Below are 25,514 nucleotides of genomic sequence, written 5' to 3'. Positions count from 1 at the left end.
GCCTTCACTTTTGAAATGGTCTTATCCTACGCACTCAATAATGAAAATTTGCATTTTCTAATTGCTGCGATATGAAATACTTATGATTAGCATCTCCATGCGGCATCTGCGCTATTTCGAGGCGCTCGCCCATCACGGGCATTTCGGCCGGGCGGCGGAGGCCTGCGCGATCTCCCAGCCCGCCCTGTCGCTGCAGATCAAGGAGCTGGAGGAAATTCTCGGCGCGCCGCTGGTCGAGCGCGGCATGCGGCAGATACGGCTCACCAGTCTCGGCGAGGAGTTCGCCACCCGGGCGCGCAGCATCCTGCGGGCGGTGGACGAACTCGACGACCTCGCCCGCGCCTCGCACAGCCCGCTCGCCGGACGGCTGCGGATCGGTGTCATCCCCACCGTCGCGCCCTATCTGCTGCCTGCGGTGATGCAGCGGCTGGCGGCCCGCTTCCCCGGCCTCGACCTGCGCCCGCGCGAGGCGGTGACGCAGCGGCTGGTGGACGATCTCGTCGACGGGCGGCTCGATACCGCCATCGTCGCGTTGCCGGTGTCCGAGCCCTCGCTGAACGAATACCCGCTGTTCGAGGAGGAGTTCGTCCTCGTGCGCCCGCTCGGCGAGGCCGATCAGCCGGTGCCCAGCTCGGACATGCTGCGCGAGATGCGGCTGCTGCTGCTGGAGGAGGGCCATTGCTTCCGAGAGCAGGCGCTTTCGTTCTGCAACCTGACGCCGCGCCTGTCGCGCGAGCTGATGGAGGGCAGTTCGCTGACCACGCTGGTGCAGATGGTCGGCGCCGGCATCGGCGTCACGCTCATTCCGCAGATGGCGGTGGCCATCGAGACCCGCTCAGCCGCGGTTTCGGTGGCGCGGCTGGCCCCGCCGCACCCGGCCCGCACCATCGGCATGGTCTGGCGCCGGACCAACCCGCTGGCCAGTTCCTTCGAGCAGATGGCCGCAATCGTCCGTGAGGCGGGCCTTGCCGGCGGAACGTCCGGTACCGGCAACGGTCCTGTTCCGCCGCACTCCCGCCTCGGCTAGAAGGGGGCGCAGGGCGGCCCGCGCCGCCACCCGCCGGAGACGCCTCATGTCCGCCTACGCCTCCCTCGCCGCCCATTTCGGCCGCATCGCCGCCATGTCGAACGCCGTTGGCATCCTGCAATGGGACAGTGACACGATGATGCCGAAAGGCGCCGCCGCCAGCCGGGCCGAGAGCCTTGCCCTGCTGCGGGTTCTGCAGCATGAAATGGCAGCAGATGCGCGCATCGGCGACTGGCTGGAGGAAGCTGGCGGCGACGCCACGCTTGGCGAGTGGGAGCGCGCCAATCTGCGCGAGATACGTCGTGTCTGGACCGCCCAGACCGCCCTGCCCGCCGATCTGGTGGAAGCCTCCAGCAAGGCGATCTCCGCCTGCGAGATGGCGTGGCGGCAGGCCCGCGAAGACTCCGATTTCCCCGGCCTGCGGCCTTATCTCGCCGAAGTGCTGCATCTCCAGCGCGAGGCCGGCGCCGCCAAGGGCGAACGGCTCGGCCTGTCGCCCTACGACGCCCTGCTCAACGATTACGAGCCCGGCGGGCGCTCCGCGACCATCGACGCGCTGTTCGACGATCTCGCCGCCTTCCTGCCCGGATTCACGCAGGAGGCGCTGGAAGCGCAGGCCCGCCGCCCCACTCCGGCGCCGCTCGAAGGCCCCTTCCCGGTCGAGGCGCAGCGCGGGCTCGGCCAGCGGATCATGGCCGCCCTCGGCTACGACTTTTCGCGCGGGCGGCTCGATGTCTCCACCCACCCCTTCTGCGGCGGCGCCGACAATGATGTGCGCATCACCACGCGCTACGACGAGGCCGATTTCGCCAAGGCGCTGATGGGGGTGATCCACGAGACCGGCCACGCGCTCTACGAGCAGGGCCGCCCCGCAGCCTATATGAACCAGCCGGTCGGGCAGGCGCGTGGCATGGTGCTGCATGAGAGCCAGTCGCTGCTGATGGAGATGCAGGCCTGCCGCAGTCCTGAATTCCTCGACTTCGCCGCCCCGCTGATGCGCGAGGCCTTCGGCGCCTCCGGCCCGGACTGGCAGGCGGACGCGCTGTGGCGGCGCTACACCCGCATCGAGCGCGGCTTCATCCGCGTCGATGCCGACGAGGTCACCTACCCCGCCCATGTCATCCTGCGCTATCGGTTGGAGAAGGCGCTGATCGCCGACGCCCTGCCGCTCGCCGAGCTTCCGGCCGCGTGGAACGCCGGCATGAAGGAATTGCTTGGCACCGTGCCGCCCAATGACCGGCTCGGCTGCCTGCAGGACATCCACTGGCCGAGCGGCGGCTGGGGTTATTTCCCCACCTACACGCTCGGCGCCATCGCCGCCGCCCAGTTGTTCGACGCCGCCTGCCGGGCCGAACCGGACGCGCTGCCCGGCATTGCCCGCGGCGACTTCGCCCCGCTTGTCGGCTGGCTGCGCACTCATGTCCACGGGCAGGGCGCGCGTTTCAGCACCGACGAGTTGCTCACCCGCGCCACCGGCCGCCCGCTCGATGCCGGAATGTTCAAGGCCCACCTCGCCCGGCGCTATCTCGGCTGAGGCTCAGGCCGTGGTGAAGCGGTAGACCGAGACGTGCCGGTAGGTCTGGCCCGGGTCCAGCCGGGCGGAGGGATAGCCCGGGCGGTTGGGAGCATCGGGCCAGGTCTGCGGTTCGAGACAGAAAGCGTCGGACTGACGGTACAGCCGCCCCTGTTTGCCGACCGCCGAGCCGTCGAGAAAATTGCCGGAATAGAATTGCAGCCCCGGCTGATCGGTCAGCAGTTCCATGACCCGGCCGGAGGCGGGGTGCTCGACCCGGGCGGCGAGGCGCGGCTGCGTGGTCGACCCGCCGGCGAGGCAGTAATTGTGGTCGTAGCCGCGCCCGTGCCCCAGTTGCTCATGCGCCTGCCGGATACGGGCGCCGATGCAGCGCGGCGTGCAGAAATCGAACGGCGTGCCATCCACGCTTTCCGGCCCGCCGAGCGGAATCGCCGCCGCGTCGACGGGAAGGTAGTCGTCGGCATGAATGGTCAGCAGGTGGTCGAGCACGTCGCCGCCGGCCTCCACCCCGCCGAGATTGAAATAGCCGTGATGGGTGAGGTTGACGAGGGTCGGCGCCTGCGTTGTCGCCGCGAAGGCGATGGTGAGTTCGCCCGGCCGGCTCAGCGTGTAGGTGACGCGTGCCGTCAGCGTGCCGGGAAAGCCCTGGTCGCCATCCGGGCTGACGAGGCCGAGGGTCAGCGAGGGCATCGCCCCCTCCAGCGCCTGCTCCACGCTCCACACCCGCCGGTCGAAGCCGTCCGGCCCGCCATGCAAGGCATGCGGGCCGTCATTGGCCGGAATGCGATGCTCCGTCCCGTCCAGCATAAAGCGCCCGCCGGCGATGCGGTTGGCATAGCGTCCCACCGCCGCGCCGAAGAAGCGCGGCTCCGCCACGTAGGGTTCGGGGGTGTCGTGGCCGAGCACGATGTCGGCGACCTCCCCGCGCCGATCGGCCACGTGAAGCGCTTGCACCGTGGCGCCGAGGGTGAGCACCGCCACCTCGAAGCCACTCTCCCCGGTCAGCCGGAACCGCTCGACCGGGGTGCCGTCGGCGAGCCTGCCGAAAGGCTCGCGCTGCAGGCCGGGGACGGATGGGCACTGATTCATGCTCGCTACTCGAAACGCTGCCGGTCACGCCTGTGGGCCGCACGGCTGCCCGGCCCTCGAAACCACTCCATTGTCGCGCCGTCCGCCGCCGAATTCCACCCCCGGCGCCGGCGGAAGAGCCGCGCGCGCGATCCCTGTTGACGCCCCGCCCGCCGCCGGTCGAATGTCCCGCATCGCTTCACCCCGCCGAGGAGGCCCGACAGACCCATGGCGCAGTTCCACATGATCGCCGGCGCGCCGACGCCGGTCGCCCCGTTCAGCCATGCGGTGGAAGCGGATGGCTGGGTGTTCATCACCGGCCAGATGCCGACCTGGCCGGACGATGATGCGCGCCCGCTGCCCGAGGGAGTCGAGGCGCAGACGCGCCGCGTCATGGACAATCTGGTGCTGGTGCTCGCCGGCGTCGGGCTCGACCTGTCGCATGTGGTGCAGGCGCGCGTCTACCTCACCGACTTCAAGGGCGACTATCCCGCCATGAACGCGGTCTACGCCTCCTATTTCCCGAATGAGCGTCGCCCGGCCCGCACCTGCGTCGGCGTCACCGGCCTTGCCCGCGACGCGCTGGTGGAGATCGACCTCGTCGCCCGCCGGCCGGGCTGAGCGCGCTTTTCCTCATGTGAGCGACGGCGTTTGCGTCAGGTCATGGACGCTGGCGCCGAAGCCCGGTCTGTGTCGTTCTGTCGTCAGCGGCGGCACCCACTGTGCAAAGCGGCACGATCGGCGCGGCGCCGGCGGAACGGAGACGAGCAGATGGACACGGCCACCCGGCCCGACGCCGTCCCCACCATCGACCATGGCAATTACGAGCGCCTGATCGCCCGTGCCCGCGAGGTGGAAGCGCTGGAGACCGCCATCGCCCATCCCTGCGACGCCGCCTCGCTGCACGGCGCGCTCGACGCCGCCCGGGCCGGCTTCATCATCCCCATCCTCGTCGGCCCCGGCGCCCGTATCCACGCGGTGGCGCAGGCCGAAGGGCTCGACCTGTCCGGCGTCGAGATCATCGACACCCCGCACAGCGTCGCCTCGGCGACGCGGGCGGTGGAACTGGTGCGCGAGGGGCGCGCCGCCCTGCTGATGAAGGGCAGCCTGCACAGCGACGAACTGCTCGGTGCCGTCACCGCCCGCGACACCGGGCTGCGCACCGGCCGGCGCATCAGCCACGTCTTCATCATGGACGTGCCGAGCTACCCAGAGCCGCTGTTCATCACCGACGCGGCGGTCAACATCTTCCCCGACCTCGACGCCAAGCGCGACATCGTGCAGAACGCCATCGACCTGCATGTCGGGCTCGGTCTGGGGCGTCCGCGCGTCGCCATCCTGTCGGCGGTGGAAACCGTCACCACCTCGATTCCCAGCACCATCGAGGCGGCGGCGCTGTGCAAGATGGCCGATCGCGGCCAGATCACCGGCGGCGATCTCGACGGGCCGCTGGCGCTCGACAACGCCATCTCGCCGGAAGCCGCGCGCATCAAGGGCATCGTCTCGCCCGTCGCCGGCCGTGCGCAGATTCTCGTCGTGCCGGATCTCGAAGCGGGCAACATGCTGGCCAAGAACCTCACCTTCATGGCCGGCGCCGACGCCGCCGGCCTCGTGCTCGGCGCGCGGGTGCCGATCATCCTCACCAGCCGCGCCGATACGCTGAAGACCCGCCTCGCCTCCTGCGCGGTGGCGGTGCTCTATGCGCAGGCGCGGCTGCGCCAGCCGGGCCTGGGAGGGTGAGCGCGATGAGCGAGGCCATCTTCGTCATCAATGCCGGTTCGTCCAGCATCAAGTTCAAGCTCTACCGCGTCACCGCGCGCGACGTCGCGCTCGTCCTCGGCGGCGCGCTGGACGGCATCGGCACCCGCCCGCGCCTTAAGGCGAAGGACGAGGCCGGCACCGTTCTCCTCGACCGCAGCTTTGCGCCGGAGGAGATCCCCGGCGCGCCGCAGGCCCAGCACGCGATCAGCGAATGGGTGGCGCCGCATCTGGCCGCGTTCGAGCTGATCGGCGTCGGCCACCGCGTCGTGCATGGCGGGCCGCATTACGCCCATCCCGAGAGGGTGAATGACGAGGTGCTGCGCACGCTGGAGAGCTTCATCCCGCTGGCACCGCTGCACCAGCTGACCAATCTCGACCCGATCCGCGTCATCGCCGAGCGCCGGCCGGACCTGCCGCAGGTCGCCTGCTTCGACACCGCCTTCCACCGCGGCCATCCGGACGTCGCCGACCGCTTCGCCCTGCCGGAGGGGCTCTATGAGGACGGCGTGCGGCGCTACGGCTTCCACGGCCTGTCCTATGAATACGTCTCCGGCGCGCTGCGCGAACGGGCGCCGGTGCTGGCGCGCGGGCGGGTGGTCATCTGCCATCTCGGCTCGGGCGCCTCGGCCTGCGGCCTGCTCGACGGCCGCAGCATGGAATCGACCATGGGCTTCACCGCGCTGGACGGCCTGCCGATGGGCACACGCTGTGGTTCGCTCGACCCCGGGGTGGTGCTGCATCTCATCGAGCAGAAGGGCATGAGCGCGGCCGAGGTCGGCCATATGCTCTACCACGACAGCGGCCTGAAGGGACTTTCCGGCCTCTCTAGCGACATGCGCGAACTGCTGGCCAGCGACGCCCCCGCCGCCGCGCTGGCGGTGGACTATTTCACCTTGCACGTCGCGCAGGCGGTGGCGCAGCTCGCGGTGACGCTCGGCGGGCTCGACGCGCTGGTCTTCACCGCCGGCATCGGCGAGCACGCGCCGGCCATACGCGCCGGGGTCTGCGCCCGCCTCGGCATGCTGGGCGTCGCCCTCGACATGGCGGCAAATGACGCCGGCGAGACCTGGATCGACGCCGACGGGCCGGGCCCGCGCGTCCTCGTCATTCCCACCGACGAGGAGCGGATGATCGCGTTGGCGACGCTGGCGCTGCTGCGCCCGGCGTAAGGCGCGCCTCAGGCCGCCAGCAGGGTGAAGAACCGCGCCGCCGCCTCGAAATCGCGATAGCGCCGGGTGCGGCGCTCCAGCGCCTCGCTGTCGGTGCCCCAGAGCCGTTCCTGAACCTCTTCATCGGCATGGGCGGCCCGCCATGCCTCTTCCGCGGAAAGCCGGCCATGCGCCACCGCAAGCGCGAGGATCGCCGAGCCGCTCAGCGTGGTGAGCAGGTTCAGCGCCGCCAGTCGCAGCGGGTCGTCCGGCAGCGCGCTGGCGATGAGGTCCAGCGTGCGGGGTGGCTGCGCGACATGGACAACGCCCTCGCTCAGCATGAAGGTGGCGCCGAAGCGCGCGCGCGCCCAGTCGAGCAGCGGGTCCCACAGCTCCGCGTGCAGGGCCACGAGCGGCTCGGGCGCCTCGACCCGGTAGCAGAGCAGATCGCTGCCGGCATAGCGCACGATCTCGGCCCCGACCTCCTCCATCGCGCCGGCCACGCCGTCGAGCGCGGAATTGACAAGCCGGGTCATCGGCATGGTCACCGGGTCGATCACCTCGGCCTGGGCACGCCACTCCTGCGCCAGCGCCTCGGCCAGCACCGGGCTCGCCACCGCGACGAGGTTGCGCCCCGGCGTGCGCACCGCACGCCCGTCGAGTTCGATCCGGAACAGCCCGTCGCCGGCCGGCGCCGCGTCGGCGTTGGCGTAGAAACGCTTCGGAAGCTTGCGCTCAGTGCCGGGCCGCGCGGCCGCCGGCGGCGTTTCCGGGGTAGCGTCGTTCACGGCACCAGCTCCCAGATCTCGTCGATCGCCCGCAGCAATTCGTCGGCATCCGACACCAGCCGCTCGGCACCGGACTGCCGCAGCAGGTCCTGTGCGTGGTAGCCCCAGGTCACCCCGACGGCGCGGGCGCCGGCGGCGCGCGCCATCACCATGTCGAAACTGGTATCGCCGATCAGCACCGTGTCCATCGCCTCCGCGCCGGTCGCCGCCATCGCCTGCAGCACCATCGCCGGGTGCGGCTTGGAAGGGGCGTCGTCAGCGGTCTGGATGGTGACGAAGCGCCCTTCCAGCCCTTGATGGCCGAGCACGGCTGCCACGCCGCGCTGCGACTTGCCGGTGGCGATGCCGAGCAGCACGTCGTCGCGGGCGGCGAGCGTGTCGATCAGCGCGCGCATGCCGGGAAACATCGGCTCGTTGAAATCCGGCTCGGTGCGCAGCTCGCGAAAGGCTGCGCGGTAGAGATCGGCCAGCCGCTCGGCGGGAAAGCGCGGGTCGCCCTCGCCCAGCCGCTGCATCGCCTCGACCAGCGACAAGCCGACAATGCCGAGCACCGCCTCGCGCGGCGGCACGGCGAGCCCGGCGCGGGCGAAAGCCCGGCCCATGGCGGCGACGATGACGTGCTGGCTGTCCACCAGCGTGCCGTCGCAGTCGAACAGGATGAGTTTCATCGGCCGATGCCCTTCGCCGGTACGGCCGGCCTTCCGCCTCTGGCAGCTTCGATCAGCGGCCTCATGGCAAATGCGGGCGCCGGTATGGGGCCGCTGGTGGGCGGTGACGGGCTCGAACCGCCGACCCTCTCGGTGTAAACGAGATGCTCTACCAACTGAGCTAACCGCCCGGACGGCACCTGCCGGCCGCCTTTAAGCATCGACGGCGAGAGGCGGCAAGGAATTCTTCCGGCATCCGGCGCTTCCGACGCCGCACGTTCCGTATGGCGTTCGGGGGCTGTTTCTCCGGCTTCCGCGACACCGCGATGCCGTGGCGCCTTGCGCCCGCGAAGCGGTGGACGCGGATGGCGCCCGCTAAGCGGAAAAGGCGGGTGGCGCCGGCGCCGCTCCGCATCCTGAAGCCCGCGGCGCTCACCGCCGGTCGGGCAGCGGTGGTCCGCCGGTTGTTACGGCCGGCGAACCCACGCCGCTGGCGCCGCACCGCGCCCCGTGCCTTCGGGCCCGGGGGGCGCGGCGCCTCAGCGCGAAGGATCAACCGTTGACGGTTTCCTTCAGGCCCTTGCCGGGCGTGAATTTCGGGGCCTTCGACGCCTCGATCTTGACCGGGTTGCCGGTGCGCGGGTTGCGACCTTCGCGGGCCGCGCGGGTCACGACGGAGAAGCTGCCGAAGCCGATCAGCTTCACTTCCTCGCCAGCCTTCAGCGAGGCGGCAATGGCGTCGAAGGTCGCGTCGACCGCAGCCGCGGCAGCGGCCTTCGTCAGCTTGGCCTGTTCGGCCACGGCGGCGACGAGTTCGTTCTTCGTGGTCATCTGACCGGTCCTTCCCTTGATTGCACAAGAATCGTCGATCGCATGCACCGACGACGGGCGGGCACACTTTCCCCAAAATGCGGCGATTGCAAGCGTCCGTGCCGAGAAACCCGCACAAATACACGACTTCAGTGGGGTTTCAAGTATTTCGATACCTCATTTCGGGACGGAACCACGCGCCTGCAATTTGGGCGTTCATGACCCCCTCGACCCCGGCCGAACCGCCGCCCGCGGCGGTGGCGCGGCGCGGCCCGCAAGCGGCAGGGCGAGGCGGCGAAAAAGAGAAGGCGGCGGCACCCGCCGGGTACCGCCGCCCTCCGTTCCGTCGCTGCCGTTCGCGCTCAGTGCGCGGCGAGTCCGCCGACCTCGTCGCGGGCGATCACCGGCTCAACCTCGGCGGTCGGGGCCAGCACCTTTTCCTCCCACACGATCGGCTCGGGCTGGCGGATCAGCGCGTGGTGCAGCACCTCGTCCATCCGCGACACCGGCACGATCTCCAGCGCGTTTTTCACATTGTCCGGGATTTCCGCCAAGTCCTTGGCGTTCTCCTCGGGGATCAGCACCTTCTTGATGCCGGCCCGCAGCGCCGCCAGCAGCTTCTCCTTGAGGCCGCCGATCGGCAGCACCCGGCCGCGCAGCGTGATCTCGCCGGTCATGGCGATGTCGCGGCGGATCGGGATGCCGGTCAGCACCGAGGTCAGCACCGTGGCCATGGCGACGCCGGCGGACGGGCCGTCCTTCGGGGTCGCCCCCTCGGGAACGTGGACATGGATGTCGCGGCGGTCGAACAGCGGCGGCTCGATGCCGAAATCGAGCGCCCGCGAGCGGACATAGGACGCCGCCGCCGAGATCGATTCCTTCATCACGTCGCGCAGATTGCCGGTGACCGTCATCTTGCCCTTGCCGGGCATCATCACGCCTTCGATGGTCAGAATCTCGCCGCCGACCTCGGTCCAGGCAAGGCCCGTCACCACGCCGACCTGATCCTCGGCCTCGGCCTCGCCATAGCGATACTTCGGCGCGCCGAGATAGTCCTCCAACTGCTTGAGCGTGACCTTGACCGTCTTCTTCTTGGTCAGCATCAGATCCTTCACCGCCTTGCGGGCGAGGTTGGAAATCTCGCGCTCAAGGTTGCGCACGCCGGCTTCCCGCGTGTAGCGGCGCACCAGCGTCAGCAGCGCCTCGTCATCAATCGACCATTCCTTCGGCTGCAGGCCATGCTTGGTCAGCGCCTGCGGAATGAGATGGCGACGCGCGATCTCGACCTTCTCGTCCTCGGTGTAGCCGGCGATGCGGATCACCTCCATCCGGTCCAACAGGGCCGGCGGGATGTTCAGCGTGTTGGCGGTGGTGACGAACATCACGTTCGAGAGGTCGTAATCGACCTCCAGATAGTGGTCGGCGAAGGTGTGGTTCTGCTCGGGGTCGAGCACTTCCAGCAGGGCCGAGGACGGATCGCCGCGGAAATCCGCGCCCATCTTGTCGATCTCGTCGAGCAGGAACAGCGGGTTGGCCTTCTTCGCCTTGCGCATCGACTGGATGATCTTGCCGGGCATGGAGCCGATATAGGTCCGGCGGTGGCCACGGATCTCCGCCTCGTCGCGCACGCCGCCGAGCGCCACGCGCAGATATTCGCGCCCCGTCGCCTTGGCGATGGACTTGGCGAGCGAGGTCTTGCCGACGCCGGGCGGGCCGACCAGGCACAGGATCGGGCCGGTCAGCTTGTTCTGCCGGCTCTGCACGGCGAGGTATTCGACGATGCGGTCCTTGACCTTGTCGAGGCCGAAATGGTCGGTGTCGAGCACGTTCTGGGCGAAGGGAAGGTCCTTCTTGATCTTGCTGCGGTTGCCCCACGGGATCGACAGCAGCCAGTCGAGATAGTTGCGCACCACCGTCGCCTCGGCCGACATCGGCGACATCTGGCGCAGCTTCTTCAGCTCGTGCGTCGCCTTCTCGCGGGCTTCCTTGGTCAGCTTGACGGTCTTGATGCGCTCTTCCAGCTCGGCCAGCTCGTCGCGGCCATCCTCGCCGTCGCCCAGCTCCTTCTGGATCGCCTTCATCTGCTCGTTGAGATAGTACTCGCGCTGGGTCTTCTCCATCTGCCGCTTGACGCGCGTGCGGATGCGCTTCTCGACCTGGAGGACCGAGATTTCGCTCTCCATCAGCGAGAGCACCTTCTCAAGGCGCGTGGTGACCTTGAGGATCTCCAGCACGGCCTGCTTCTCGGGGATCTTCACCGCGAGATGCGAGGCGACGGTATCGGCCAGCTTCGAGTGGTCCTCGATCTGGGTGACGACGCCGACGACTTCCGGCGAGACCTTCTTGTTCAGCTTCACATAGCTGTCGAACTCGGCCAGCACCGAGCGCCCGAGCGCCTCGGCCTCGACCTTCGAGCCGAGGTCCTCTTCCAGCGCCGAGGCCTGCGCCTCGTAGAGGTCGGTGCGGTCGGTGTAGTGGTCGACCTTGGCGCGCGAAATGCCCTCGACCAGCACCTTGACCGTGCCGTCCGGCAGCTTGAGCAGCTGGAGCACCGAGGCGAGCGTGCCGATCTTGTAGATCGCGTTGGTCTCCGGATCGTCGTCGGAGGCGTTCTCCTGGGTCGCCAGCAGAATGAAGGTGTCGTTCCGCATCACCTCCTCAAGGGCGCGGATGGACTTCTCACGGCCGACGAACAGGGGCACGATCATGTGCGGGAAAACGACGATGTCGCGCAGCGGCAGGACCGGGAAGGTCTGCGGGACGCCCGGGGTGAGCGCGGTGCGAGGCTTGGGGCTCGTCATGGCTCTTTCCTTTCTGTTGACGGCAGGCGCCGTGTCCCGACGACAGCCGTCGCCGGGCGGTACCGTGCCGCAATGCGGCCGGAACGCGAACGTTGATCTCTGTGCGGGGGCCGCGTGAGGCGCGCTGGGCACGTCGATGCGGTCGAGGACCGGTGGTTGTGGCTGAGATGGCGATGCCCCCGCCCCCCGTCAAGGGAGCGGGCCGGCCCGTCGGCCGGGCGGCACCGCGGCCCCGCCCTGCCCATCATCGCCGGTTCCTCAGGCACTCGCACCCGCATCGCCGGCCGCGCGATCCGCATAGATGTAGAGCGGACGCGCATTCTGCTCGACGACCTCCTTGCTGATGACGACCTCCTCGACCCCTTCGAGGCCGGGCAGGTCGAACATCGTGTCGAGCAGGATGCCCTCCATGATCGAGCGCAGGCCGCGCGCGCCGGTCTTGCGCTCGATGGCCTTGCGGGCGATGGCACCCAGCGCCTCCTCATGGATGGTCAGTTCGACATTCTCCATCTCGAACAGGCGCTGGTACTGCTTCACCAGCGCGTTCTTCGGCTCGGAGAGGATCTTCTTCAGCGCCGCCTCGTCGAGGTCGCCCAGGGTCGCGATCACCGGCAGGCGGCCGATGAACTCCGGGATCAGCCCGTATTTGAGCAGATCTTCCGGCTCGACCTCGCGGAACACCTCGCCCGGCTTGCGGTCCTCAGGCGCCGAGACGACGGCACCGAAGCCGATCGAGGTGCCCTTGCCGCGCGAGGAGATGATCTTGTCCAGCCCGGCGAAGGCGCCGCCGCAGATGAACAGGATGTTGGTCGTGTCCACCTGCAGGAATTCCTGCTGTGGATGCTTGCGCCCGCCCTGCGGCGGCACGGAGGCGACCGTGCCTTCCATGATCTTCAGCAGCGCCTGCTGCACGCCCTCGCCCGAGACGTCGCGGGTGATCGAGGGATTGTCGGACTTGCGGCTGATCTTGTCGATCTCGTCGATATAGACGATGCCGCGCTGCGCCCGCTCGACATTGTAGTCGGCCGACTGCAGCAGCTTGAGGATGATGTTCTCGACATCCTCGCCGACATAGCCCGCCTCGGTCAGCGTGGTCGCGTCCGCCATGGTGAAGGGCACGTCGAGGATGCGGGCGAGCGTCTGCGCGAGCAGCGTCTTGCCCGAGCCCGTCGGCCCGATCAGCATGATGTTGGACTTGGCCAGCTCGACGTCGCCGGCGTGCTTGGTCGCGTGGTTCAGGCGCTTGTAGTGATTGTGCACCGCCACCGACAGGACGCGCTTGGCATGGAACTGGCCGATCACATAATCGTCCAGGACCTTGCAGATTTCCTTCGGGGTCGGGATGCCGTCGCGCGACTTCACCAGCGAGGATTTGTTCTCCTCACGGATGATGTCCATGCACAGCTCGACGCATTCATCGCAGATGAACACGGTCGGTCCCGCAATGAGTTTGCGGACCTCGTGCTGGCTCTTGCCGCAGAACGAGCAGTAAAGAGTATTCTTGCTGTCGCCGCCGCCAACCTTGCTCATGCGTCTCTCCGTCCGCTCGGCGGTCCAGGCATTGCCCGGAACCGCCCCAGTCCCGCGGCCGCCGCGGGCCTCCAAGAGGGGAGAAACGCGACGGCTCGAAAAGGCCGTCCAAAGGAAGCGACTTAAGGGTCCTTGATCTTGCGCCACAGCCAAGCACGCTAGCAGCGACACGATCAAGCAGGCATTCACACCATCCCCGACTTCGCGGATGGGGCCAAAGCCCCGTCGTACCCCGTCACACCTCCCGACGACACTTCATGCTGATGTCATGCAAGCGCGATACCGCGATGCATGCAAGCCCGCGCTTCATTTCGGCGCGGGCCTGCCTCTCAATATAGGAAGCCGATGTGGCCTAGGAAACACGGCCGGAACGCCCGTCAGGGCTTGGCCGGCGCCTCGTCCGGGCGCTTGTCGATCACATTGTCGATAAGCCCGAACGACTTGGCCACCTCGGAGGTCATGAAATTGTCGCGCTCCAGCGCGTCCTCGACCGCCTTGATGTTCTGGCCCGTGTGCTTCACGTAGATCTCGTTGAGCCTCTGCTTGAGGCTCATGATCTCCTTGGCGTGCAGCATGATGTCGGTCACCTGGCCCTGGAAGCCGCCCGAGGGCTGGTGCACCATGATTCGCGCGTTGGGCAGGGCGAAGCGCATGCCCTTCTCGCCCGCCGTCAGCAGCAGCGAGCCCATCGAGGCGGCCTGGCCGATGCACAGCGTCGACACCGCCGGCTTGATGAACTGCATCGTGTCGTAGATGGCGAGGCCCGACGTCACCACTCCCCCCGGGGAGTTGATGTACATCGAGATTTCCTTCTTCGGGTTTTCCGCCTCGAGGAACAGCAGCTGCGCGACCATGAGGGTCGCCATGCCGTCCTCGACCGGACCGGTCAGGAAAATGATGCGCTCCTTCAGGAGGCGCGAGTAAATGTCATAGGATCGCTCGCCCCGGTTGGTCTGCTCGACCACCATCGGGACTAGGTAGCTCATGTAAGTATCTATCGGGTCACGCATATTTCGATCCTCGGCGGCACGGCGCGCCTGCGCCGCCCGCGAATCCATCCCACCCCACAATAAAGGGAAAGCGCGTCCCTACCAGCCCGCCGGCCCTGAACAGGCGGGCGGTGGAGCCGCGCGCCGCGCACGACTCCGCGAACCCCGCCGGCCTCAGGCCGCCTTGTCGTCCTCGTCCTCGGCGTAGAGTTCCTCGCGGGTGACGGGAACTTCATTGACCTTGGCGAGTTCGAGCAGGAAATCGACGACCTTCTCCTCGAAGATCGGCGCGCGCAGGCTCGCGAGCGCCTGGGCGTTCTTGCTGTAGAACTCCCATACCTGCTGCTCCTGGCCGGGGAACTGGCGGGCACGCTCGACGACGGCGCGGGTCACCTCGTCGTCGCTGACCTGAATGTTGTTCTTCTCACCGATTTCCGCAAGCACCAGCCCGAGCCGCACGCGGCGCTCGGCGATCTTCTGGTAGTCGGCGCGGGCGGCCTCCTCGGTGGTGTCCTCGTCGGCGAAGGTCTTCTTCTGGGCTTCCATCTCGGTGGTCACCGAACCCCAGATGCCGTCGAATTCCTGCTGGGCCAGCGTGGGCGGCACATCGAACTGGTGCAGCTTGTCGAGCGCGTCGAGCAGGCGGCGCTTGGCCTTGTTGCGGCTCTGGGCGTTGTGCTCCTGGGCGATGCGGGTCTTCACCTGCTCCTTGAGCGCCTCGAAGCTGTCCATGCCGAGCGTCTTGGCGAACTCGTCGCCGATTTCCATCTCGGTGGGCGATTCGATCATCTTCGCCGTCACCTCGAACGAGGCCTGCTTGCCGGCGAGATGGGCCGCCTGATAGGCCTCCGGGAAGGTGACGGACACCGTGCGGGTCTCGTCTTCCTTGATGCCGACGAGCTGCTCCTCGAAGCCGGGAATGAAGCTGTTGGAGCCGAGCACCAGCGGCACGTCCTCACCCGAACCGCCCTCGAACACCTCGCCGTCGATCGAGCCGACGAAGGAGAGGGTAACGCGGTCGCCGTTCTCGGCGGTGCCGTCGGGCTTGGCGGCGTAGGGACGGTTGGCCTCGGCGATCCGCTTGACGGTCTCGTCGACCTCCTCGTCGGACACCGCCAGAACCGGCTTGTCGAGTTCGACGCTCTTGAAGTCGCCGAGCGTGATCGCCGGCAGCACTTCGAGATTCACGGTGAAGGACAGGTCGGCCTTGCCCTCGATCACCTCGTTGACCGCCGCCTCGTCCTGCGGCAGCTCCACCTTGGGCTGCATCGCCAGCTTGAAGCCGTTATCCTCGATGATCTTGGTGTTGGCCTCGTTCACCGCCTGGTCGATCACCTCGGCCAGCACCGACTTGCCATACATGCGCTTGAGATGGGCGACCGGCACCTTGCCGGGGCGGAAGCCGTTGAGACGGACCTTGTCCTTGAGCTCGCCGAGCCGCGCATTGGCCTTGGCGTCAAGTTCGGCGGCCGGCAGCACCACGCGGTATTCGCGCTTGAGACCTTCGGCGAGGAGTTCGGTGACCTGCATTTTCAATCGGCCTTCGTCTTGTTTGCCGCTTGCGCGAGCTCTCGAATGTCTGTGTGCGAGCACGTCGCGTAAGCGCCGTGAGCCTCGCTCGGTGCAAATGGGTCGGAAGGCGGCGCCGGACAAGGGAGGGGCTGGTGCGGGCGGAGGGACTCGAACCCCCACGACTCTCGCCACTGGAACCTAAATCCAGCGCGTCTACCAGTTCCGCCACGCCCGCGGTTGCGCCTGCCGCCCGTCGCGTCGTCCGCAAGGACGCGCACGGGCACACGGACGCGCACCCGAGAAGGCGCCGCCAGCCGGGTGCGGGCTTATAGCACGGCCTTGCCGCTGCGCCAGCCCTAAATGCTGCCGCGCGGAGGGCCCCGACCCGGCCGCAGGCTCACACCGCGCGAGCCGCCGGCAGCGACCTCAGACCGTCGCCCCCCGCAGGGCGAACAGCCGGCGATAGACCGGCCGCAGCGCCTCGATCAGATCGTCGGCGACCAATCCCGGCCCGGCCTCCCGCGCCGCCTCGCCGTGCAGCCAGACGGCGGCGCACGCGGCCTCGAAGGACGGCATGCCCTGCGCCAGCAGACCGCCGACGATTCCCGACAGCACGTCGCCGGCTCCCGCCGTCGCCAGCCAGGGCGGGGCGTTGGCGGCGATGGCGGCGCGCCCATCCGGGCCCGCCACCACCGTATCCGGCCCCTTGAGCAGCAGCGTGGCGCCGAGCCGCGCCGCCCCGGCCCGCGCCCGCGCCAGCCGCGAGGGCGCCTCCACTATGTCCGGGCATCGTTCGAAAAGCCGGGCGAACTCGCCGTCGTGCGGCGTCGCCACAACGGCCGGCGCGGCGGCGACGACGCCCGCCAGCGTGTCGACCTCGCCCTTGAAGGAGGTGATGAGATCGGCGTCGATCACCAGCCGCCGGTCGCGGCAGGCGGCGAGCCGGTCGCGCGCGCCCTGCCCCACGCCGAGGCCCGGACCGAGCACCAGCGTCGACAGCCTCCGGTCCTCCAGCAGATGCGCCAGCCCGGCCGCGTCCTCGACCGGGCGCACCATGATGGCGGACAGGTTGGCGGCATGGATGGCGAGCGCCTCGACCGGGCAGGCCACCGTCACCAGCCCGGCCCCGGCGCGCAGCGCCGCGCGGGCGGAAAGCCGCGTCGCCCCGGTCGCCTGTGCCGGGCCGGAGACGGCGACGAGATGGCCGCGCGAATATTTGTGCCCGTCCACCGCCGGCACCGGGAAATGCGCCGCCCACAGCGCCGGCACGTTCTCGAAGGCGCGGGGACGGATGCCGTCGAGCGCCTCGGGCGGGATGCCGATATCGGCCACGCTCAGCTCGCCGCCGTGCAGCCGGCCCGGCAGCAGCACATGCCCGGGCTTGGGCCGGAAGAAGGTGACGCTCCAGCGCGCCTCGATGGCGGCGCCGCGCACCGCGCCGGTGGCGCCGTCTATGCCCGAGGGAAGGTCGACCGCCAGCACCGGCAGGCCGGCCGCGTTGACCCGCTCCACCAGCGCCCGCGCCGCGCCGTCGAGGTCGCGCGCGAGGCCGGCGCCGAACAGCGCGTCGATCACCAGATCGACCGCCTCCAGCGCGGCATCCGCCGCCGGCTCCACCGGCCCGGCCCATCGCCCGGCCATGAGGGCGGCGTCGCCCGCCAGCGCCTCGCGCGCGCCGAGCAGCGCCAGCCGCACCCTGTAGCCGGCCGCGGCCAGAAGCCGCGCCGCGACGAAACCGTCGCCGCCATTATTGCCCGGCCCGCACAGCACAAGCACCCGTCCGCCCGCCAGCGTCACCCGCGCCGCCACCCGCGCCACCGCCTGTCCCGCCCTTTCCATGAGCACGGCGCCGGGCACGCCGGCCGCGATGGCGAAGGCGTCGGCGCGCCCCATTTCGGTGGGTGTGAGAAGCTCCATCGACCTTTTCCTGCGTGGCCCCCGTCCGGCGCGCCGGCAAGGTGCAAAGGGATGACGGGAGCTTACCCGGAATCGGTCCGGCAGGGCGAGACGCGCGGCCGTCGTAGAAAACGGCGGCATCTGCCCAACATCCGCGCAGACCCGCGCGCAACATCCGACCCCGAGCAGCCTATTTATTAGACAACTTGATTAAAAGTTAATCACACGCAACGGCAAACCCATTTGGCCGGCCCGGCGGCGGCGTGCAAAGATGCGATATTAATGGTTTTGGGCGACATTGGCGTGCTTGGCATGGGTTCTGCTTCTTCGCGACCCGACTCGGCCGGGCGTCGCGGATCGACGAGTCAGGGAGACGAGGTCAGATGAAGAAGATTGAGGCCATCATTAAGCCCTTCAAGCTGGACGAGGTGAAGGAAGCGCTGCAGGAAGTCGGCCTGCAGGGCATCACCGTCACGGAAGCCAAGGGCTTCGGCCGGCAGAAGGGTCACACCGAACTCTATCGTGGCGCGGAATACGTCGTCGATTTCCTGCCCAAGGTGAAGATCGAGATCGTGGTCGCCGACGAGACGGTGGAAACCGCGATCGACGCGATCCGCCGAGCCGCCCAGACCGGCCGGATCGGCGACGGCAAGATCTTCGTGTCCAACATCGAAGAGGCCATTCGCATCCGTACCGGCGAGTCGGGCGTCGACGCCATCTGACAGCCAGCGTAGTATGGCCGCGCTTATCGAGCGCGCCGCATCCTGACGGGTGCGGCGCGTATCGTCGTGGACCATCCGCCTGGGATCCATCTGCCCTGCAGAAGCCGGCAGTATCAAAGAGGTACGTACACTATGACGACGGCAAAGGATGTACTGAAGCTAATAAAGGACAACGACGTCAAATACGTCGACCTGCGCTTCACCGATCCGCGCGGCAAGTGGCAGCATGTCACCTTCGACATCTCGATGGTCGATGAAGATTTCTTCGCCGAAGGTCAGGCGTTTGACGGTTCGTCCATTGCGGGATGGAAGGCCATCAACGAGTCGGACATGCACCTGCAGCCCGATCTCGACTCCGTTTCCATCGATCCGTTCTTCGCCGAGACCACCATGGTCGTGGTCTGCGATGTGCTCGAGCCGACGACGGGCGAGCCCTATGGGCGCGATCCTCGCGGCATGGCCAAGAAGGCCGAGGCCTATCTGAAGTCCACCGGCATCGGCGACACCGTCTATATCGGCCCCGAAGCCGAGTTCTTCATCTTCGACGACGTGCGCTTCAAGGCCGACCCCTACAATACCGGCTTCAAGCTGGATTCGGTCGAGCTGCCGAGCAATGGCGACACCGACTATGAAGGCGGCAACCTCGGCCACCGCGTGCGGACCAAGGGCGGCTATTTCCCGGTGCCCCCGGTCGACAGCTGCCAGGATTTGCGCGGCGAGATGCTCGCGGCCATGGCCCGCATGGGCGCCAAGGTCGAGAAGCACCATCACGAGGTGGCTTCCGCCCAGCACGAGCTGGGGCTGAAGTTCGACACGCTGGTCACCATGGCCGACCAGTTGCAGATCTACAAATACTGCATCCACCAGGTCGCCAACGTCTACGGCAAGACCGCCACCTTCATGCCGAAGCCGGTCTTCGGCGACAACGGCTCGGGCATGCATGTGCACCAGTCGATCTGGAAGGGCGGCAAGCCTTTGTTTGCCGGCAACAAATATGCCGACCTCAGCCAGGAATGCCTGTGGTACATCGGCGGCATCATCAAGCACGCCAAGGCGCTGAACGCCTTCACCAACCCGCTGACCAACTCCTACAAGCGCCTGGTCCCGGGCTATGAGGCCCCGGTGCTGCTCGCCTATTCCGCGCGCAACCGCTCGGCGTCGTGCCGCATCCCCTACACCACCTCGCCCAAGGCCAAGCGCGTCGAGACCCGCTTCCCCGACCCCGGCGCGAACCCCTACCTCGCCTTCGCCGCGCTGCTGATGGCCGGCCTCGACGGCATCCTGAACAAGATCGATCCCGGCCCGGCGATGGACAAGGATCTCTACGATCTGCCGCCGAAGGAGCTGAAGAAGATCCCGACCGTCTGCGGCTCGCTGCGCGAGGCGCTGGTCTCGCTCGACAAGGATCGCGAGTTCCTCAAGAAGGGCGGCGTGTTCGAGGACGACTTCATCGACGCCTATATCGAGCTGAAGATGACCGAGGTGATGCGGTTCGAGATGACCCCGCACCCGGTCGAGTTCGAGATGTACTACTCGATCTGACCGGCCTGCCGGCCGACCAACGCGAAGGGGCGCCGCGAGGCGCCCCTTTTTCGTGGCTGGACCGACGCATCCGCCGCCACCGTGCCGGCAAACAAAAAGGGCGGGTCGCAGGACCCGCCCTTTCGTGTTGGTGGCGAGGCGCGATCAGCGCTTCGAGAACTGGAAGCTGCGGCGGGCCTTCGCCTTGCCGTACTTCTTGCGCTCGACGACGCGCGAGTCGCGGGTCAGGAAGCCGCCCTTCTTCAGCGGGCCGCGCAGCTCGGGCTCGTAATAGGTGAGCGCGCGGGAGATGCCGTGGCGCAGCGCGCCGGCCTGGCCGGAAAGACCGCCGCCGGAGACGGTGCAGACGACGTCGTACTGGCCGGTGCGGGCCGCGGTCGCGAAGGGCTGCTGGATGATGAGGCGCAGCACCGGACGGGCGAAATACACCTCGACATCGCGCTCGTTGACCAGGATCTTGCCGGTGCCGGGACGCACCCAAACGCGGGCCACCGCGTTCTTGCGCTTGCCGGTGGCGTAGGCGCGGCCCTGGCGGTCCAGCTTCTGGACACGCACGGGAGCCTCGGGAGCCTGGGTCTTGAGGGCTTCGAGCCCGTCGAGCGACTGGATGAGCTCAGCCATGATCAGTTCCCCACATTCTTGCGGTTGAGCGCGGCGACGTCGAGCGTCTCCGGCTGCTGGGCTTCATGCGGATGGGTGGCGCCCTTGTAGACGCGCAGATTGCCCATCAGCTTGCGGCCGAGCGGGCCGCGCGCCAGCATGCGCTCAACGGCCTTTTCGACCACGCGCTCGGGGAAACGACCTTCGAGGATGAACTTCGCGGTCCGCTCCTTGATGCCGCCGGGGTAGCCGGTGTGGTGGTAATAGACCTTGTCGTCGCGCTTGCGGCCGGTCAGCACCACCTTGTCGGCATTGATGACGACGATGTTGTCGCCGCAATCGACATGCGGGGTGTAGATCGGCTTGTGCTTGCCCTTGAGGCGGGTCGCGATAATGGTCGCGAGACGACCGACCACGAGGCCGGAAGCGTCGATCACGACCCATTTCTTCTGAATATCGGCGGGTTTTGCCGAAAACGTCTTCATGGGAAAATCCATATGCAAGGGCGCGGAATGCCCGCGCCTCTCTCGTGGCGGCCTTCTAGCCGAGCCCCATCGCGACGTCAATGCCGGCAGGTTTAAAATTAGCGTTTAATATCAACGCGTTACCAATTAGGTATTTTGTTACCTCGTTCTAACCCCTTGAAATCGGCATTCCGCCCACCGCCGCAAGCCCCGAAGCGTGGCCGGGGCACGTCCGGAAGCCTCGCGCCGGGCCGCGCTCCGCCCCATATCTGTACCCGGCACCTTCGCCAACCCTGCCATGGTGGCGCGCGCCCGCGCCCGCAACGTTCAGGACCAGCCGTGAACCATGACCGCTATGACGACGCCCTGATCGCCGATTGGCTCGGCAAGGTCCGCACCATCGCCGTGGTCGGCGCCAGCCCGAAGCCCGAGCGCGCCAGCCACGGCGTCGCCCGCTTCCTCGCCCGGCACGGCTACAAGGTGTTCGCCGTCAATCCCGGCCAGGCCGGGCGCGACATTGCCGGCCTGCCGACCTATGCAAGGCTTGCCGACGTGCCGGAGCCGATCGACATGGTCGACGTGTTCCGCGCCCCCGAATATCTCGACTCCGTGGTGACCGAAGCGCTTGCCCTTTCACCCCGGCCGGGGCTCATCTGGGGCCAGCTCGGCGTGCGCGACGACGCGGCGGCAGCGCGGGCCGAGGCGGGCGGCATCGCCGTCATCATGGACCGCTGCCCGGCGATCGAGATTCCCCGCCTTCGGCTGTCTCCCGTCGGGTAGGGCGCCGCGCCTGCGGACCGCCCGCGCTCAGAACCGATAGCCGAGCAGGAGCATGACCGAGGGCTGGAACGCCTCCTGCACCACCGGGCTGTCGGCGACATCGCCGAGCAGATAGCCCAGCGTGACCTCGCCGCGCACCAGCCAGTGCTCGGAGGCGGCATAGGTGGCCGACAGTTCCAGGTCGACCCGCTTGAAGCCCGCCCCGATCTCGTAAGACGCCAGCCCCGACAGCGCGGATTGCAGCGGCGTCACGCCGAAATAGGCCTCCATATAGGTCTCGTCGGCCCAGGTCGTCGACACGCCGGCGGCGAAACGGAACTGGTCGATTCGGTGGGCCAGCTTGAACCCGAGCGTCGCCTGCAGGCCATCGCTGCCGCCGATGATGCGCTCGAGCGAGCCATAGATTTCCGCCGGCCCCAGATCGTAGCTGAGCGTGGCGCCGACCACGCCGCCCATGTCGATGTCGCCCAGCCCGCGCAGATGATCGGAATCGCTCTGCTTGCGGCCGGTGTCATAGCCGAGCTGGCCGCTGAGGCTGAGCGCGCCAAGGCTGTAGACATTCACCGAGACCCCGCGCGGATCGACCGTCACATGCTCGCCGAACGTGGCGGTGACGAAGGGCACGGGCTGGACATCAAACTCGTCCGAGCCTTCGTATTTCGGCGCGATCAGCACCCCGCCGCCGAGCACGACATTCCATTCGGCCAGCCGCTCGGCCATGAAGAGCAACCCGTCGGTGGGCGCCGCCGCTCCCGCGGGTTCGGCCGCCGTCGCGGACAGGTCGACGGCAAGGGCACAGGGCAGCGGGAGCAGAGAGCAGGCGAGATGCAGGCCGAGGCGGGCAGTGGTGCGGTGTCTCATTCACGGTCTCGCAGGTGAGCGCCAGGGAGTCCGGCACGGACATCCCTCGGGGAGGCTCACCCTTTCCGCCGCGCGCCGCCCGGCACCAGCGCGGCTTCGCAAACGCGTCGGGCTCTTCGTTATCGTGCTGCGCTGCACGCTCGAAGACGGCTCATCATGCGCGAATTCGTGAATGGAGCGGCGCCGGCGCGGTCGCACAGGCGTGGCGCGGAGGCGGGTTTCGCGCTCGCGCTCAGTCCCGCCTTGGCGTGGATGTCGCCTTATCGACACCACCGATGGCGGTTTCACGCAGCGCTCGTGTTCCGGGCCGGGCTGCCGCCCTTCGGGTCGCTGGCGACCCTGCCGCAAAAGGCCATCGCGCGGTGCCATCCATGGGCGGCGCCGCCCCGCCTCCCGCCCAGCCTCCCGCCCAGCCTTCCGCTTCGCCTCAGCTGCCTTCGTAGCCCAGCCAGGGTTCCAGCCGCTCGAAGGTCTCGTCCATGGCGTAGAAGGGCGCGAAGGGCAGGCTGATATGGCCGAACAGCAGCGACAGCTGGAATTCGGCGGTCAGTTCGCCCGCCTTCTTGATCTGCGCGAGATAGAGCGCAGCGGCGAGACCGGAGCGGTCGGCGCCGGAAAAGCAGTGGATCAGGATCGGCCGGGGCGCATCCGCCAGCACCTGGAAGTAGGTCGCCACCTCCTCGTCGGTCAGCCCGCGCCGCGCCGACCAGCGCAGGTCGATCAGCCGCACATCCGCCTCGCCGGCGACCCGCGCCTCGTCGCGATACCAGGCGCTGTTCTCCGCCCGCCCGCGCAGATTGATGATGGTGCGGATACCGCGGCTCTCGATCACGTCCCTGAGCCGCCCGGACGACAGCGTGGCCGAACGGTAAAGCTCGCCGGCGACGACCGTATGCACATTGCCGGTCATATAGGCCCAGCCGGCATAGGCCCCGACGAGAGCCAGCAGGCCGCCACCAATGCCCAGCGACCAGCGACGCCACGGCGCCCACCGCTTTCGCACCCCGTCCTGCGCACGCCTCGCAACCATGCCGTCCCTGCCACCCTGTCGCTTGCCGGCGGTACGCTAGTGGCCCAGGCTGTCAGCGCGCTGACAGGGTTGGAACGCGGCCAGAGCCGATATCAACAGCCCGCATCTGCTGATTAATACTTTTGCCAATCCTGTTGAGTTTTTTAGCGAAGGCGCGACACTGCCGGGCAAGACGCCCGCACGGCCTCGCGCCGGCCCGTGGAACGCACGCGCGTCGACAGGAGAACGCCAATGACCGACACATCCCCGCCCGCGCCGGGCTTCGCCACCCTCGCCGTGCACGCCGGCGCGCAGCCGGACCCGACCACCAAGGCCCGCGCCACGCCGATCTACCAGACCACCTCCTTCGTGTTCGACGACGTCGACCACGCGGCCTCGCTGTTCGGGCTGAAGGCGTTCGGCAACATCTACACCCGCATCGGCAACCCGACCAATGCGGTGCTGGAGGAGCGCGTGGCGGCGCTGGAAGGCGGCACCGCCGCCCTCGCCGTCGCCTCCGGCCACGCCGCCCAGTTGCTGACCTTCCAGACCCTGCTGACCCCCGGCGACGAGTTCGTCGCCGCCCGCAAGCTCTATGGCGGGTCGATCAACCAGTTCAACCATGCCTTCAAGAGCTTCGGCTGGAACGTGGTGTGGGCGGATTCCGACGATGTCGCCTCCTTCGAGCGCGCCGTCTCGCCGCGTACCAAGGCGATCTTCGTCGAGTCGATCGCCAATCCCGGCGGCATCGTCACCGACATCGCCGCCATCGCGAAGATCGCCAGGCGCGCCGGCGTGCCGCTCATCGTCGACAACACGCTCGCCACCCCCTATCTCATCCGCCCGTTCGAGCACGGCGCCGACATCATCATCCACTCGGCGACCAAATTCCTCGGCGGCCACGGCAATTCCATCGGCGGGGTGATCGTCGATGGCGGCTCGTTCGACTGGATGCGCGAGGGGCGCTACCCCTTCCTGTCGCAGCCGCGCCCGGAATATGAGGGCATCGTGATCGGCGAGGCGTTCGGCAATTTCGCCTTCGCCATCGCCGCCCGCGTGCTCGGCCTGCGCGATCTCGGCCCGGCGCTGTCGCCGTTCAACGCCTTCCTCATCCTCACCGGCATCGAGACGCTGCCGCTGCGCATCCAGCGGCACTGCGACAACGCGCTCGCGGTGGCGAAATTCCTCGCCGACCATCCGAAGGTGTCGTGGGTCAGCTATCCCGGCCTGCCGGGCGACCGCTATTACAACCTCGCCCAGCAGTACACGCCGAAGGGCGCCGGGGCGGTGTTCACCTTCGGGCTGAAGGGCGGGTTCGAGGCCGGCGTCGCGCTGGTGTCCGGGGTCAAGCTGTTCTCGCACCTCGCCAATATCGGCGACACCCGCTCGCTCATAATCCACCCCGCCTCCACCACCCACCGCCAGCTCGCCGACGAGCAGAAGACGCTTGCCGGGGCGGGGCCGGATGTGGTGCGGCTCTCGGTGGGCATAGAGGACGCGGCGGACATCATCGCCGATCTCGATCAGGCGCTCAAAGGCGCCTGATTCTGCCCACATTTCCGCCAGTCTTGCGGATCGTGAACGAATTATGAGTGTGTCATGCGCGGCCCGCAGGTCTGGGATGCGGTATATTTCCTACCAAATGAGCAGGTTGTCGAATATCTAGGCATCGGAATGATTAACGGACGTGCAGCTACCGGGGTGTCCGGCGGCCGCGATCCGGATCCGAACCGATGGAGACTGACATGCTGCTTTGGGGCCTCGTTGCCAAGCAGATCCGCCGCTGGCAGGCGTATCGCCGTACTCTCGTTGAGCTTTCCCAGCTCGACGACCGCACGCTCGCCGACATCAACGTCTCGCGTGGCGAGATCACGAGCGTCGCGCGCCGTGCCGCTGCTGCGGCGTGAGTAGCGACCGAACCCGGCGTTCGGTATACAACGTCCAATAACGGCCCCGGAAATTTCCGGGGCCGTTATTTTTTGCCCCCGTTTCGTGCTAAGGCCGCGCCATTCGACCTGATCACGC

The 25,514-nt window shown here is 68.0% G+C and carries 23 protein-coding genes and 2 tRNA genes; 10 read left to right on the top strand and 15 right to left on the bottom strand.

All coding sequences use genetic code 11. The features are described 5' to 3' along the window. Positions 1–82: 82 nt before the first annotated feature. Together KHC23_RS10005 and KHC23_RS10000 are read left to right on the top strand one after the other, a co-directional pair. Positions 83–1,027, top strand: a complete 945-nt coding sequence (locus tag KHC23_RS10005; protein WP_213372022.1) for a hydrogen peroxide-inducible genes activator — start codon at positions 83–85, stop codon at positions 1,025–1,027. 46 nt (positions 1,028–1,073) lie between these two features. Further along, positions 1,074–2,561, top strand: coding sequence for a carboxypeptidase M32 (locus tag KHC23_RS10000; protein ID WP_213372021.1), 1,488 nt, complete (start codon positions 1,074–1,076; stop codon positions 2,559–2,561). 3 nt (positions 2,562–2,564) lie between these two features. Here the strand turns inward: KHC23_RS10000 and KHC23_RS09995 are convergent, their stop codons facing one another. Next, complete coding sequence (locus KHC23_RS09995) at positions 2,565–3,650, bottom strand: aldose epimerase family protein (RefSeq protein WP_213372019.1); 1,086 nt, start codon at positions 3,648–3,650, stop codon at positions 2,565–2,567. 222 nt (positions 3,651–3,872) lie between these two features. On the opposite strand from KHC23_RS09995, the gene KHC23_RS09990 reads away from it, so the two are divergent. From KHC23_RS09990 to KHC23_RS09980, 3 genes are all read left to right on the top strand, one after another. Continuing rightward, positions 3,873–4,250 carry a RidA family protein gene (locus KHC23_RS09990; RefSeq protein WP_213373186.1) on the top strand — a complete coding sequence of 126 codons (378 nt, stop codon included), beginning with the start codon at positions 3,873–3,875 and terminating at the stop codon, positions 4,248–4,250. A gap of 150 nt (positions 4,251–4,400) precedes the next feature. Then, entirely contained in the window at positions 4,401–5,369 is a 969-nt protein-coding gene (locus tag KHC23_RS09985; RefSeq protein ID WP_213372017.1) for a phosphate acetyltransferase, read from the top strand. 5 nt (positions 5,370–5,374) lie between these two features. Then, positions 5,375–6,559, top strand: a complete 1,185-nt coding sequence (locus tag KHC23_RS09980) for an acetate/propionate family kinase (protein ID WP_213372014.1) — start codon at positions 5,375–5,377, stop codon at positions 6,557–6,559. 8 nt (positions 6,560–6,567) lie between these two features. On the opposite strand, the gene KHC23_RS09975 is transcribed toward KHC23_RS09980, so the two are convergent. From KHC23_RS09975 to KHC23_RS09930, 10 genes are all read right to left on the bottom strand, one after another. Beyond that, positions 6,568–7,326, bottom strand: coding sequence for an ATP12 family chaperone protein (locus KHC23_RS09975; RefSeq protein WP_213372012.1), 759 nt, complete (start codon positions 7,324–7,326; stop codon positions 6,568–6,570). Further along, positions 7,323–7,994, bottom strand: a complete 672-nt coding sequence (locus KHC23_RS09970) for an HAD-IA family hydrolase (protein WP_213372010.1) — start codon at positions 7,992–7,994, stop codon at positions 7,323–7,325. The genes KHC23_RS09975 and KHC23_RS09970 overlap by 4 nt, the downstream gene beginning before the upstream one ends. Positions 7,995–8,088: 94 nt before the next feature. Continuing rightward, a tRNA-Val gene (locus KHC23_RS09965) sits at positions 8,089–8,164 on the bottom strand. A gap of 361 nt (positions 8,165–8,525) precedes the next feature. Beyond that, positions 8,526–8,804 carry an HU family DNA-binding protein gene (locus tag KHC23_RS09960; protein WP_018386927.1) on the bottom strand — a complete coding sequence of 93 codons (279 nt, stop codon included), beginning with the start codon at positions 8,802–8,804 and terminating at the stop codon, positions 8,526–8,528. A 341-nt stretch (positions 8,805–9,145) separates the two neighbouring features. After that, complete coding sequence (lon, locus tag KHC23_RS09955; RefSeq protein WP_213372008.1) at positions 9,146–11,584, bottom strand: endopeptidase La; 2,439 nt, start codon at positions 11,582–11,584, stop codon at positions 9,146–9,148. A gap of 258 nt (positions 11,585–11,842) precedes the next feature. Next, complete coding sequence (clpX, locus tag KHC23_RS09950) at positions 11,843–13,114, bottom strand: ATP-dependent Clp protease ATP-binding subunit ClpX (RefSeq protein WP_091436366.1); 1,272 nt, start codon at positions 13,112–13,114, stop codon at positions 11,843–11,845. A 377-nt stretch (positions 13,115–13,491) separates the two neighbouring features. Beyond that, positions 13,492–14,124, bottom strand: a complete 633-nt coding sequence (gene clpP, locus KHC23_RS09945) for an ATP-dependent Clp endopeptidase proteolytic subunit ClpP (protein ID WP_213372006.1) — start codon at positions 14,122–14,124, stop codon at positions 13,492–13,494. A 153-nt stretch (positions 14,125–14,277) separates the two neighbouring features. Further along, positions 14,278–15,633 (bottom strand): trigger factor, encoded by a 1,356-nt coding sequence (tig, locus tag KHC23_RS09940; RefSeq protein WP_213373185.1) that lies wholly within the window; start codon positions 15,631–15,633, stop codon positions 14,278–14,280. Positions 15,634–15,765: 132 nt separating this feature from the next. Further along, a tRNA-Leu gene (locus KHC23_RS09935) sits at positions 15,766–15,850 on the bottom strand. A 191-nt stretch (positions 15,851–16,041) separates the two neighbouring features. Then, a complete protein-coding gene (locus KHC23_RS09930; protein ID WP_213372004.1) occupies positions 16,042–17,532 on the bottom strand; it encodes an NAD(P)H-hydrate dehydratase in 1,491 nt (496 codons plus the stop codon). Between the two features lie 362 nt (positions 17,533–17,894). On the opposite strand from KHC23_RS09930, the gene KHC23_RS09925 reads away from it, so the two are divergent. Together KHC23_RS09925 and glnA are read left to right on the top strand one after the other, a co-directional pair. Further along, positions 17,895–18,233, top strand: coding sequence for a P-II family nitrogen regulator (locus KHC23_RS09925; protein WP_213372002.1), 339 nt, complete (start codon positions 17,895–17,897; stop codon positions 18,231–18,233). A gap of 132 nt (positions 18,234–18,365) precedes the next feature. Beyond that, the gene (glnA, locus tag KHC23_RS09920; RefSeq protein WP_213372000.1) at positions 18,366–19,775 is read left to right on the top strand and encodes a type I glutamate--ammonia ligase; all 1,410 of its coding nucleotides are present in this window, start codon (positions 18,366–18,368) and stop codon (positions 19,773–19,775) included. A 144-nt stretch (positions 19,776–19,919) separates the two neighbouring features. Here glnA and rpsI read toward each other — a convergent pair whose 3' ends face one another. After that, on the bottom strand, positions 19,920–20,396 hold the full coding sequence (gene rpsI, locus KHC23_RS09915; protein ID WP_213371998.1) for a 30S ribosomal protein S9: 477 nt from the start codon (positions 20,394–20,396) through the stop codon (positions 19,920–19,922). A 2-nt stretch (positions 20,397–20,398) separates the two neighbouring features. Continuing rightward, complete coding sequence (gene rplM, locus KHC23_RS09910) at positions 20,399–20,860, bottom strand: 50S ribosomal protein L13 (RefSeq protein ID WP_213371996.1); 462 nt, start codon at positions 20,858–20,860, stop codon at positions 20,399–20,401. Positions 20,861–21,178: 318 nt separating this feature from the next. Here rplM and KHC23_RS09905 point away from each other — a divergent pair, with 318 nt between their 5' ends. Next, the gene (locus KHC23_RS09905; protein ID WP_213371989.1) at positions 21,179–21,619 is read left to right on the top strand and encodes a CoA-binding protein; all 441 of its coding nucleotides are present in this window, start codon (positions 21,179–21,181) and stop codon (positions 21,617–21,619) included. 27 nt (positions 21,620–21,646) lie between these two features. Here KHC23_RS09905 and KHC23_RS09900 read toward each other — a convergent pair whose 3' ends face one another. Both KHC23_RS09900 and KHC23_RS09895 read right to left on the bottom strand, forming a co-directional pair. Further along, positions 21,647–22,480: a MipA/OmpV family protein gene (locus KHC23_RS09900; protein WP_213371987.1), complete on the bottom strand. Its 834-nt coding sequence runs from the start codon at positions 22,478–22,480 to the stop codon at positions 21,647–21,649. Positions 22,481–22,907: 427 nt separating this feature from the next. Further along, complete coding sequence (locus tag KHC23_RS09895; protein WP_213371985.1) at positions 22,908–23,510, bottom strand: tyrosine-protein phosphatase; 603 nt, start codon at positions 23,508–23,510, stop codon at positions 22,908–22,910. 231 nt (positions 23,511–23,741) lie between these two features. On the opposite strand from KHC23_RS09895, the gene KHC23_RS09890 reads away from it, so the two are divergent. Together KHC23_RS09890 and KHC23_RS09885 are read left to right on the top strand one after the other, a co-directional pair. Next, positions 23,742–25,034 carry an O-acetylhomoserine aminocarboxypropyltransferase gene (locus KHC23_RS09890; RefSeq protein WP_213371983.1) on the top strand — a complete coding sequence of 431 codons (1,293 nt, stop codon included), beginning with the start codon at positions 23,742–23,744 and terminating at the stop codon, positions 25,032–25,034. Positions 25,035–25,234: 200 nt separating this feature from the next. Continuing rightward, positions 25,235–25,396 carry a DUF1127 domain-containing protein gene (locus tag KHC23_RS09885; protein ID WP_213371981.1) on the top strand — a complete coding sequence of 54 codons (162 nt, stop codon included), beginning with the start codon at positions 25,235–25,237 and terminating at the stop codon, positions 25,394–25,396. The last annotated feature ends 118 nt before the right edge of the window (positions 25,397–25,514 follow it).

The sequence above is a fragment of the Ancylobacter dichloromethanicus genome, from assembly GCF_018390645.1.
Lineage (GTDB): Bacteria > Pseudomonadota > Alphaproteobacteria > Rhizobiales > Xanthobacteraceae > Ancylobacter > Ancylobacter dichloromethanicus.
This window is presented reverse-complemented; position numbering and strand designations above follow the sequence as displayed.